This is a genomic window from Sphingomonas sp. PAMC 26605, assembly GCF_000241485.1.
Classification (GTDB): Bacteria; Pseudomonadota; Alphaproteobacteria; order Sphingomonadales; family Sphingomonadaceae; genus Sphingomonas.
This window is the reverse complement of the sequence record NZ_JH584241.1, coordinates 2,187,157-2,197,995: the sequence shown is the minus strand read 5'-3', so window position 1 is coordinate 2,197,995 and position 10,839 is coordinate 2,187,157. Positions and strand designations below refer to the sequence as shown.

At 64.5% G+C, this 10,839-nt stretch carries 11 protein-coding genes; all 11 read right to left on the bottom strand.

What is annotated here, in order from left to right; translation table 11 throughout:
- Nucleotides 1–19 precede the first annotated feature (19 nt).
- Nucleotides 20–2,146: a prolyl oligopeptidase family serine peptidase gene (locus RH90_RS10300; RefSeq protein ID WP_010185521.1), complete on the bottom strand. Its 2,127-nt coding sequence runs from the start codon at nt 2,144–2,146 to the stop codon at nt 20–22.
- A 77-nt stretch (nt 2,147–2,223) separates the two neighbouring features.
- Nucleotides 2,224–2,646, bottom strand: coding sequence for a 50S ribosomal protein L17 (gene rplQ, locus RH90_RS10295; protein ID WP_010185520.1), 423 nt, complete (start codon nt 2,644–2,646; stop codon nt 2,224–2,226).
- A 199-nt stretch (nt 2,647–2,845) separates the two neighbouring features.
- Complete coding sequence (locus RH90_RS10290) at nt 2,846–3,910, bottom strand: DNA-directed RNA polymerase subunit alpha (protein ID WP_010185519.1); 1,065 nt, start codon at nt 3,908–3,910, stop codon at nt 2,846–2,848.
- Between the two features lie 95 nt (nt 3,911–4,005).
- Complete coding sequence (gene rpsK / locus RH90_RS10285; RefSeq protein ID WP_010164557.1) at nt 4,006–4,395, bottom strand: 30S ribosomal protein S11; 390 nt, start codon at nt 4,393–4,395, stop codon at nt 4,006–4,008.
- Between the two features lie 55 nt (nt 4,396–4,450).
- A complete protein-coding gene (gene rpsM, locus RH90_RS10280; protein ID WP_010185518.1) occupies nt 4,451–4,819 on the bottom strand; it encodes a 30S ribosomal protein S13 in 369 nt (122 codons plus the stop codon).
- Between the two features lie 152 nt (nt 4,820–4,971).
- Nucleotides 4,972–5,493 carry a Uma2 family endonuclease gene (locus RH90_RS10275; protein WP_198283402.1) on the bottom strand — a complete coding sequence of 174 codons (522 nt, stop codon included), beginning with the start codon at nt 5,491–5,493 and terminating at the stop codon, nt 4,972–4,974.
- Nucleotides 5,494–5,582: 89 nt separating this feature from the next.
- Nucleotides 5,583–6,938, bottom strand: a complete 1,356-nt coding sequence (locus tag RH90_RS10270) for a sensor histidine kinase (RefSeq protein ID WP_010185516.1) — start codon at nt 6,936–6,938, stop codon at nt 5,583–5,585.
- Nucleotides 6,935–7,627, bottom strand: coding sequence for a response regulator transcription factor (locus tag RH90_RS10265; protein WP_010185515.1), 693 nt, complete (start codon nt 7,625–7,627; stop codon nt 6,935–6,937). The genes RH90_RS10270 and RH90_RS10265 overlap by 4 nt, the downstream gene beginning before the upstream one ends.
- A 235-nt stretch (nt 7,628–7,862) precedes the next feature.
- Nucleotides 7,863–8,513 (bottom strand): adenylate kinase, encoded by a 651-nt coding sequence (locus tag RH90_RS10260; RefSeq protein WP_010185514.1) that lies wholly within the window; start codon nt 8,511–8,513, stop codon nt 7,863–7,865.
- 42 nt (nt 8,514–8,555) lie between these two features.
- Complete coding sequence (gene secY, locus RH90_RS10255) at nt 8,556–9,908, bottom strand: preprotein translocase subunit SecY (protein ID WP_010185513.1); 1,353 nt, start codon at nt 9,906–9,908, stop codon at nt 8,556–8,558.
- A gap of 282 nt (nt 9,909–10,190) precedes the next feature.
- Nucleotides 10,191–10,733 carry a 50S ribosomal protein L15 gene (gene rplO / locus RH90_RS10250; protein WP_010185512.1) on the bottom strand — a complete coding sequence of 181 codons (543 nt, stop codon included), beginning with the start codon at nt 10,731–10,733 and terminating at the stop codon, nt 10,191–10,193.
- Between the last annotated feature and the right edge of the window lie 106 nt (nt 10,734–10,839).

Here is a 10,839-nt window from a genome sequence, read left to right as displayed (position 1 = left end):
GGAGGGGCTAAGAAGAGGTCTACTCTACCGGCTTCACCGCCAACCCCGTCCACTTCGCCGCAAACGCCCAGGCATCCGCCGTCTCGGCAATCACCTTGTCGGTCGGCTTGCCCGAGCCATGTCCCGCACGCGTCTCGATCCGCACCAGCCGCGGCTTCGGCCCGAGATCGGCGGCCTGCAGCGCCGCGGTATATTTGAAAGTATGCCCCGGCACGACGCGATCGTCGGTATCCGCCGTCTCGGCGAGGATCGCCGGATACGGCTTGCCCGGCCGGATATTGTGATACGGCGAATAGGCATAGAGCGTCTTGAAATCGGCTTCCTTCGACGGATAGCCATAATCGTCGACCCAATAGCGCCCCGCCGTGAAGCGGTCGAAGCGCAGCATGTCCATCACCCCCACCGCCGGTAGCGCCGCGGCAAACAGATCGGGCCGCTGGTTGGTCACCGCGCCGACCAGCAGGCCGCCGTTCGACCCGCCCTGGATGACCAACTGGTCCGCCCCGGTGATGTGCTGCGCCTTGAGATACTCGCCCGCCGCGATGAAATCGTCGAACACGTTCTGCTTGTTGGCGAGCCGTCCGCCGTCATGCCACGGCTTGCCATATTCGCCGCCGCCGCGAATGTTGGCGACCGCGAGCACCCCGCCCTGCTCGAGCCACGCGATCCGCGTCGCCGAGAAGGCCGGCGTCACCGATATGTTGAAGCCGCCATAGGCGTAGAGCAAGGTCGGCGCGGGGCCGGTCACGTCCTTGCGCTTGACGACGAACATCGGGACCTTGGTGCCGTCCTTCGAGGCATAGAATCGCTGCTCGACCGCATAGCGCGACGGATCGAACGCGACCTTGGGCGCGGCCCACGGCGTCGCCTTGCCCGTGTTCACGTCGTAGCGATAGATCGTCGTCGGCGTGGCGAAACTGGTGAAGGCGTAGAAGGTCTCGGGATCGTCGGGGTCGCCGCCAAAGCCGCCGACATCGCCGATACCCGGCAGCGGCACGACACCATCGGGCTTGCCGTCGAGCGTGTAGCGGCGGACCTCGCTCTTCACGTCGGCGAGATAGGACAGCAGCAGCTTGCCCCCGACGATCAACGCGCCGTCGAGCACGTCCTTGCCCTGTGGCACGACCTCATGCTCGGGCACCTCGGCCGAGCGCGCATAGAGGTTGGTCGCGACGACGCGGAGGCGTGGCGCGTCCTTGTTCGTCAGCCAATAGAAATTGCCGCCGACATTGCCGGCGAAGGTCCACTGGTTCTGCAGCCCCTTGAAGATCGTGCGCGGCGAAGGCTTGGGCGCGGTGAGATCGATCACGGTGATCTCGTAGCGATTGTCGGTGCCCTCATGCGTCGTGATGACGAGCCATTTCCCGTCGTCGGTCACGATCGCGCCATGGCCCAGCTTGGGCCGGTCGGGGGTCGCGTAGATCAGCGGGTCCGCGCTCTGCGGCGTGCCGAGCTTGTGGAAATAGACCTGCTGGTTCTCGTTGAGCGCCTGGAACTTGGCGCCCTCGGCGGGGGCTGCGAAGCGCGAATAATAGAAGCCCGAGCCATCCTTCGCCCAGGACAGGCTGGAGAACTTCACCCAGTCGATTTGGTCGCTGATCACGCCGCTCGCGACGTCGAGCACCTTGACGGCGCGCCAGTCGGTGCCGCCATCCTGCACGGCATAGAGCAGCTTGTGACCGTCTTCCGAGGGCGTCCATTCGGCCAGCGCGGTCGCGCCGTCCTTCGACCACGTATTGGGGTCGACCAGCACGCGGCCGTCGCCGTTCAGGCTGCCGCGCACATAGAGCACCGCCTGGTTCTGCAACCCGGCGTTGCGCGTGTAGAAATAGCGCCCGCCCTTCTTCACCGGGACGCCGAAGCGCTCGTAATTGAGCAATTGCTTGAGCCGCGCCGCGAAGATGTCGCGCCCGGGCAATGTCGCCAGATAGGCGTTGGTAACCGCATTCTCGTCGGCGACCCACTTCGCCACCTCGGCATCGGTCCGCACGTCGTTCTCGAGCCAGCGATACGGATCGGCGACCTTGACGCCGAACTGTTCGTCGACCTGGGGCACGCGGCGGGTCTCGGGATATTTCATGCTTTGGGCCTGTAGTTGCGCGGGGGCCGCGAGAACGAGAGCGATCAGCGGCAGGGTCAAGCGCATGTAGGGCTCCAAACGCGAAAAAGGAGCCGTACTCTACCGAGCGCGACTCCTTTCTCAACCTGCAAAGCAGCTAAGGCTTATGCGGCCTCGTCATACTCGCCGTCGATGATCACCGGGCCCGAATCCTGGCCCTTGGCGCTCACGTCGCGGTCGACGAATTCGATGACCGCCATCGGCGAAGCGTCCGACATGCGGATGCCGGCCTTGATCACGCGGGTGTAGCCGCCGTTGCGATCGGCATAGCGCGTCGCCAGAACGTCGAACAGCTTGATCAGCTGCGCGTCGTCGAGCAGCCGAGCGTGCGCCAGGCGGCGGTTGCTGAGGCCACCCTTCTTGGCGAGCGTGATCAGCTTCTCGATGTACGGGCGCAGTTCCTTCGCCTTGGCGACGGTGGTGGTGATCTGCTCGTGCTTGATGAGGGCAGCGGACATGTTGCGGAACAGCGCAATGCGATGTGCCGAGGTACGCTGCAGTTTACGACCGCCTACGCGATGACGCATGGAGACTTCCTTCGTTCGTTAGGGGGCCGTGTGAGGTACCCCAGACCAGGTGGGGACGGTGGCCCACCCTATAGTCCGTCACCCCCGCGAAAGCGGGGGTCCCGCTGCCGCCCCGCCTCGAAAGAAGCGGGATCCCCGCTTTTGCGGGGATGACAGCGAAGGGATCGTGTCGAGCCGAAAAAACCCCGGCCCGAACCGATTACCCCATGATTTCCTGTTCGAGCTTCTTGGCCATCTCTTCGATGTTCTCAGGCGGCCAGCCGGGGATTTCCATGCCCAGACGGAGCCCCATGCTCGACAGCACTTCCTTGATCTCATTGAGCGACTTGCGGCCGAAGTTCGGCGTGCGCAGCATCTCGGCTTCGGTCTTCTGGACCAGATCGCCGATATAGATGATGTTGTCGTTCTTGAGGCAGTTGGCGCTGCGCACCGAAAGCTCGAGCTCGTCGACCTTCTTGAGCAAATAGCGGTTGATCTGCTGCGTGTCGCCCGACACTTCGCCTGCCGCAGCAGCCGGAGCGGCGTGACCGATCGGCGCCGACCGCGTAACCGACGAATCGTCGAAGTGAACGAACAGCGCGAGCTGGTCCTGCAGGATGCGACCGGCATAGCCGACGGCGTCCTCAGGGGTGATCGTGCCGTCGGTCTCGATCGTCAGCGTGAGCTTGTCATAATCGAGCTCCTGCCCGACGCGCGTGTTCTCGACCTTGTAGCTCACCTGCTTGACCGGCGAATACAGCGCGTCGACCGGGATCAGGCCGATCGGCGCATCGGCCGGACGGTTGGCGACGGCAGCGACATAGCCCTTGCCGACGTCAGCGGTGAATTCCATGTTGAGCGTCGCGCCCTCGTCGAGGTGGCACAGCACGAGGTTGGGGTTCATCACTTCGATGTCGCCCGACACCGCAATGTCGCCGGCCTTGACTTCGCCCGGACCCGTTGCCGAGAGCTGGAGGCGCTTGGGCCCCTCGCCCTGCATGCGCAAAGCGATCTGCTTCACGTTGAGCACGATGTCGGTCACGTCTTCGCGCACGCCGGCGAGCGACGAGAATTCGTGCAGCACGTTCTCGATCTTGATCGAGGTGACCGCTGCCCCCTGCAGCGACGACAGCAGCACGCGGCGCAGTGCGTTGCCGAGCGTCAGGCCGAAGCCCCGCTCGAGCGGCTCGGCGACGAAGGTTGCCTTGCGCTTGCCATCACCGGACTTCTTCTCGAGGCCGGACGGCTTCTTCAGTTCCTGCCAGTTCTTTGCATTGACGGACATAGGCTATCCCTTGGTTTTGGGCCGGCACTGCGCAATGCCGACCAATTACGGATCCCGGGCGTGCAGCGCGATCAACCGCGCACGCCCGAGAGAAATCAGACGCGACGACGCTTCGACGGGCGCACGCCGTTGTGCGGGATCGAGGTCACGTCGCGGATCGAAGTGATCTGAAAACCGACCGCCTGCAGCGCGCGAAGCGCCGACTCACGGCCCGAACCCGGGCCCTTCACTTCGACTTCGAGCGTGCGGACGCCGTGCTCGGCGGCCTTCTTGCCGGCGTCTTCGGCTGCAACCTGCGCCGCGTACGGAGTCGACTTGCGCGAGCCCTTGAAGCCCATTGCGCCGGCCGACGACCACGAGATCGCGTTGCCCTGGGCATCGGTGATCGTGATCATGGTGTTGTTGAAGCTTGCGTTCACATGGGCGACGCCCGAGGTGATGTTCTTGCGCTCGCGCCGCTTAATGCGCTGTGGTTCACGTGCCATTTTGAAATCCTAAATCCTGAACGAGGAGCGAGCCGCGGTCACCCGCGGCTCAAGCTCACTTCTTCTTGCCGGCGATCGGCTTAGCCTTGCCCTTGCGGGTGCGCGCATTGGTATGCGTGCGCTGGCCGCGGACCGGCAGGCCCTTGCGATGGCGCAGGCCACGATAGCAGGCGAGATCCATCAGACGCTTGATGTTCATCGCGACCTGGCGACGCAGATCGCCTTCGACGGTGTAGTCGGCGTCGATCGCCTCGCGGATGTGGAGCACTTCCTGATCGGTCAGGTCCTGCACACGTGCCGTCATCGGGATGTTCAGCTTGGTGACGATTTCCTTGGCCTTGGTGTTGCCAATGCCGTGGATGTAGGTGAGCGCGATAACGACGCGCTTGTTGGTCGGGATGTTGACCCCGGCGATACGTGCCATGAACTTTTTCTCCTGCTCCACGGGGCTGCATGGCTGCAAACCCCATCTCGACGCGTTGAATACCGTAACGCACGACACCGGCGCACGCAAACAGCGCCGCCGGAGACCGGTGTTTCGGAATAGAGGCGCGTTAACGGCCGAGTCGGTCGGTGTCAAGCGAGGGCTGTGGTGTCGATCGCGATCTGCGGGATGGTGATCAAGGTTATGCGATCGCCAAAAGGGGTGTCGCGGATAGCGCTATACACACCTTCGTTCGGCGCCGTCATCTGAACTATGCTGCGTCCTGCCACATCGACGACCCAATATTCCGGGATGCTGCTTCGCGCATAAAGCCGCGCCTTCGGGCCGAGATCGAAATCGAGCGAACTCGCAGACACCTCTACGGCCAGCCGGACAGAGCGCCCCGTGACCAGCGCTTCAGGCTCGATCATCGCGATCACCAGATCGGGCTCGGGCAGATTGTAATCGTCGAGCCTGGTCGAAACGGGCGTATAGACCTTGAGGGCCAGTCCCGATGCCCGGACCGCATAGACGAGATCGGCGCTGAGATCCGCCAAGATGCCGGCATGCGGCCGATGGATCGCGTTCACGGTGTAGATATCCCCGTCGATCAACTCGGCCTTGGCAAACGCATTGAACGAACCGCTCTCCTGAAGGAGGATAAAGTCCTCCACGCGCAACCCGATCTTATGCGGTTCGATCGATTGCTCGGACAGGACGGACTGTACGTTCATGGGCAAAGCATACACCCGTTCGCTACGCGCTACAACGTAACCGGCACCACGATCGCCGCCACCAACCCCGGAGCATTGTCGCCCAGCGCAATCCGCCCGTCGTGCAACCGCGCGACTGCTTCGACCAGCGCCATCCCCAGCCCTGCCCCCGGCAGACTGCGCGCACTGTCGAGCCGGCCGAAACGGCGGAGCGCCTGCGCGCGGTCGGCCTCGGCGATGCCGGGCCCGCGATCTTCGACCTGGAAGCGCGCTTCGCCCGCCACGATCGCTAAGCGCAGCGTAATTGCCCCGCCCGCGCCTGCATGGCGCAGCGCATTGTCGATCAGGTTAGCGAGCGCTTGGGTCAGCAATTCGCGGTGCAGCACGATGCGCGGCGGATAAGCGGCGATCACTGCCTCGAAGCGCATCCCCGCATCCTCGACCACCGGCGCGTATAACTCGGCGATCTCCTCCATCAGCGCGGCGGGATCGATCGGCGCGAGCCGGTCGCGCGGCACCGACTCGGCCCGCGTGATCTCGATCATCGTCGAGAGCATCCGCATCACCAGATCGGTCTCGATCAGCAGCCCGCCCATCGCCGCCTCGCGCTGCGCCGGATCGGCCTGCAGTACCGCCGCCTCGGCCTTGGCGCGGAGCCGTGCGAGCGGCGAACGCAGATCGTGCGCCAGCCCGTCGGTGACGATCCGCAACTCCGTCATCAGCCGCTCGGTCTTGTCGAGCATCGCGTTGAGCCGCAGCGCGAGTCGATCGAACGCATCCCCGCCGCTCGCGGCATTGGGCACCCGCCGCGACAGATCGCCCTCGGCGACGCCCTCGATCACATCGGTAACGCGATTGAGCCGCTGCCCGACATAGCGTGTCACCACCAGCCCGCCGCCGATGCCAAGCGCCAATGACAGTAACGTCGCCGCCGCCAGCGCGCGCTCGATCCCGCGCTGCTCCTCCTGCCAGTCATCGAGCAAATGGCCGCTCACGAGACGGTTGGCGCCGATCTGCCGCACCGCATAGCCGGCCTCACGCTCGGACCATGGCCGCGAATCACCGACTTGGCCGATATGGAAGCCAATCGAGGCGGCACGTCCGACATGGCCGATCGTCGGCCCCACCTGCGCCAGGCGGCGCCCATCGGGAGCGACGACCATCACGATCCGCGTCGGATCGCTCGGTGCCTGCGCATCCTCGATCGCGCGGCCGAGCGCGGGAAGGCCGCCGGTGCGATACACCGCGACCAATGCGTCCGATTCCTCGATCGTATCGCGCCGCACCGCGTCGATCGCATCGTCGTGGACGAGCTTCCAGACGAAGCCGACGAGCACGAGGTTGGAGATCAGCGCCAGCCCGATCGCGAGCAACGCAATCCGCGCGGTGACCGAAAGCCGGATCAAGGTTCGGTCGACAACCGATACCCCGCGCCGCGCACGGTGTGCAGGATCGGCGCGGCGAAGCCCTCCTCGAGCTTGCGCCGCAACCGCCCGATATGCACATCGACGACGTTCGATCCCGGATCGAAATGATAGTTCCAGATCTTCTCGAGCATCATCGTGCGCGTCACCACCTGTCCGGCGTGGCGCGCGAGATATTCGAGCAGATTGAATTCGCGCGCGCCGAGCGCGATCACGCGGCCCTGACGGACCACGGTGCGCGCGAGCAGGTCGATCTCGAGATCGCCGACCGAGAGCTTGGTCGGCTGCCCCTCGGTGCCGCCGCGATCGACCCGGCGGAAGATCGCATCGATCCGCGCGGTCAGTTCGGCGAAGGAGAAGGGTTTTACCAGATAATCGTCGGCGCCGGCGTTCAGCCCGTCGATCCGGTCATCGACGGTGCCGAGCGCGGAGAGGATCAAGGCGGGCGTCGCGACGCCCGCGGCGCGGATCGCGCCGAGCATCGCCAGCCCGTTGAGCCCGGGCAACATGCGATCCGCGACAATCAGGTCGAAAATGCCCTCGCTCGCCAGGAACAGCCCGTCGCGGCCATCGCCGCAGGTCTGGACGACATAGCCCGCCTCCCCCAGCCCCTTGGCGAGGTAGGCAGCGGTCGAGGCATCGTCTTCGACGATCAGGATCTTGCGGGACATAGGTGGCATTCCGGGCGGTTTCCTCGTGCCTAGAATGAAATGAGGCCGGCGGAAAGCAAGCCTTCCGCCAGCCAACGACACTCCCGGGAGTGCGAGTGCCGATCTCGTCAAATCTTCCCGCCGCGTGCATCCGGCGATGCCCGCCTTATGGCGCGGTACGACTGCCACGGCGGTGACGCCGAGGTGACGAAATCGTCATTCGGGATATTTAACGACCGCCGCAGCCGCAGCGCGGTCAAGCGGCGTCGAGGATCGCTTCGATTGCCTGGGTCACCGCACCGATCTCGCCCATGCCATCGACGCGCCCGAGCAGGCCGCGCGCCTGGTATATCGGGATGATCGGCTCGGTCTTCGCGCGATATTCGGCCATGCGCGTGCGCACGGTTTCCTCATTGTCGTCGGGACGGCGCTTGAACTCGTGGCTGCCACAGACGTCGCACGTGCCGGCGACCTTGGGCTGCTTGAAATGGTCGTGATAGCCGGCACCGCACACTGCACATGTGTAACGGCCGACGATCCGCTCGACGAGCTTGTCCTCGTCGACCTCGAGCTCGATCACCGTGTCGAGCGTACGGCCGCGGCCGGCCAGGATCGTGTCGAGCTGTTCGGCTTGCGCCGCAGTGCGCGGATAACCGTCGAAGATCACGCCCTGTGCCGGATCGAGCGAAGCCAGCTTTTCGTCGATGATCCCCGAAACGATCGCGTCGGAAACAAGCTCGCCCGCGTCCATCACGGCCTTGGCCTGCAAACCAACCGGGCTGCCCGACTTCACCGCCGCGCGCAGCATGTCGCCGGTCGAGAGCTGGATCATGCCGCGCGTCGCCTCGAGGTGGCTCGCCTGGGTGCCCTTACCCGCGCCCGGAGGCCCCAACAGAATGATATTCACGCCACAATCCCCTCTTCGACCCGCTCTTTGGCGGCATCGCGCTTAGCGCAGACGCCCGCCCTTCAGCTTCGCCTTCTTGATCAGATCGCCATATTGATGCGCGAGCAAATGGCTCTGGATCTGCGTCACCGTATCCATCGTTACGTTGACCACGATCAGGAGGCTAGTGCCACCAAGGTAGAACGGGATCGCCAGCGCCGAAACGAGATATTCGGGCAACAGGCAGATGATCGCGAGATAGCCAGCACCGATCACGGTGATGCGCGTCAGGACGTAGTCGAAATAGTTCTCGGTGTTCTTGCCCGGGCGGATGCCGGGGATGAAGCCGCCGTGCCGCTTGAGATTGTCGGCGGTCTCTTCGGGATTGAACACCACGGCGGTGTAGAAGAACGAGAAGAACACGATGCCCGCGCCGTAGAGCAGCATGTATACCAGGCTGCCGTGCTGCAGGTATTGGTTGAGCGTGATGACGAGGTCGCCGTACCAGGTTTCCTTCGCGCCCGGCGCCTGCTTGCCCGCGAGTTGCATCACCGTCAGCGGCATCAGCAGCAGCGACGAGGCGAAGATCGGCGGGATCACGCCCGCGGTGTTGATCTTGAGCGGCAGATGGCTGCGGTCCGACTGCATCCCGCGCTGCGTCTGGCGCTTGGGATACTGGATCAGGATGCGGCGCTGCGCGCGCTCCATGAAGCAGATGAACAGGATCAGGCCTGCAACCGCGACCGCGATCGCGACGATCGTGAAGCCGTTGAGGTTACCCGCGCGGCCACCCTGCGCGAGGTTGTAGAGCGTCGTCGGCAAGTTCGCGACGATGCCCGCCATGATGATCAGCGACATGCCGTTGCCGATGCCGCGCGCGGTGATCTGCTCGCCGATCCACATCAGGAACATCGTGCCGCCGACGAGGCTGACGATCGAGCCCGCGACGAACATGAAGCCGGGATCGACCACCACGCCCTGGCTCTCGAAGCCGAGCGTGAGGAAATAGCCCTGGATGATCGTCAGCGCGACGGTGCCGTAGCGCGTGTACTGGTTGAGCTTCTTGCGCCCGCTCTCGCCTTCCTTCTTGATCGCGGCGAGCGTCGGCGACAGCGAAGTCGCGAGCTGCACCACGATCGAGGCGGTGATGTACGGGGTGACGCCCAAGGCGATCAGGCTGGCGCGCTTGAGCGAGCCGCCCGAGAAAGCATTGAAGAAATCGAGCACGCCGCCGCTGGTGCGATTCGCCAGCTCGGTGAGCGCGGTCGGGTCGATCCCCGGCAGCGGCACGTAGCTGAGCAGGCGGAACACGATCAGCGCGCCGATGGTGAACCACAGCCGCTTCTTGAGGTCGGTCGCCTGTGCGAATTTCGACAGGCTGATGCTGGAAGCCATCTGGTCGGCTGCGGATGCCATGCTGCGTATCGTCCCGGTAACTCAGGTGTCAGGAAACAAAAAACGGCGGAAAGCGTTACCGCCCCCCGCCGCTCATATAGGGGCCCGAACGGGCTTGTCTAACCTTGCGGTCATATTTCCCGCGATGTCCGCCCCCTCACCCGTCACCCCCGCGAAAGCGGGGGTCCCGCTTCTTCTTCTACCGTAGCCAGAAGAAGAAGCGGGATTCCCGCTTTCGCGGGAATGACGGCGCTGGGCGTCGGCTCGGGAAACTCAGGCCCGAAGCGTTCAGGCCCGAAGCGTTCAAGCCTTGAACGATTCCTTGTGCGCCTTGCGCTCGCGATACTTGACGCCCTTCTTAGCGGCAGCCTTTTCGGCCGCCGGAACGACGTGGATCACGTCGACCTTGCCGCCGAGCTTCTCGACCGCCTCGATCGCGCCCTTCGACGCGCCGGCGACGGTGAAGCTGAGCACAGCCGTCATCTCGCCCTTGGCAAGCAGACGGACGCCGTCCTTGCCGCCACGCGCCAGGCCAGCGGCCTTGAGCGCGTCATGGTCGAGCGTCGCGCCGGCTTCGATCTTGCCTGCGTCGACCGCAGCCTGGATCGCACCGAGGTTCACCTCGGCATAGTCCTTGGCGAAGATGTTGTTGAAGCCACGCTTCGGCAGACGCATGTGGAGCGGCATCTGGCCGCCCTCGAAGCCTGCGATCGAGACGCCTTCACGGCTCTTCTGGCCCTTCTGGCCACGACCGGCAGTCTTGCCCTTGCCCGAACCGATACCACGGCCGACCCGCATCTTGGACTTACGCGCGCCCTGATTGTCGCGGATTTCATTGAGTTTCATGAGTGCACTCGCTTTCGCTTTTGTCGCGCTGACGTTTAAACCAAAAAAGCCCCTCCCCTTTAGGGGAGGGGTTGGGGGGTGGGGGGATGCCTCGCAGAGACTAGCT

Bases quoted from the DNA above. Each gene is read 5' to 3' on its own strand.
- RH90_RS10300 (WP_010185521.1), bottom strand. From the start codon at position 2,146: ATGCGCTTGACCCTGCCGCTGATCGCTCTCGTTCTCGCGGCCCCCGCG.
- rplQ (WP_010185520.1), bottom strand. From the start codon at position 2,646: ATGCGTCATCGCGTAGGCGGTCGTAAACTGCAGCGTACCTCGGCACAT.
- RH90_RS10290 (WP_010185519.1), bottom strand. From the start codon at position 3,910: ATGTCCGTCAATGCAAAGAACTGGCAGGAACTGAAGAAGCCGTCCGGC.
- rpsK (WP_010164557.1), bottom strand. From the start codon at position 4,395: ATGGCACGTGAACCACAGCGCATTAAGCGGCGCGAGCGCAAGAACATC.
- rpsM (WP_010185518.1), bottom strand. From the start codon at position 4,819: ATGGCACGTATCGCCGGGGTCAACATCCCGACCAACAAGCGCGTCGTT.
- RH90_RS10265 (WP_010185515.1), bottom strand. From the start codon at position 7,627: ATGTCCCGCAAGATCCTGATCGTCGAAGACGATGCCTCGACCGCTGCC.
- secY (WP_010185513.1), bottom strand. From the start codon at position 9,908: ATGGCATCCGCAGCCGACCAGATGGCTTCCAGCATCAGCCTGTCGAAA.
- rplO (WP_010185512.1), bottom strand. From the start codon at position 10,733: ATGAAACTCAATGAAATCCGCGACAATCAGGGCGCGCGTAAGTCCAAG.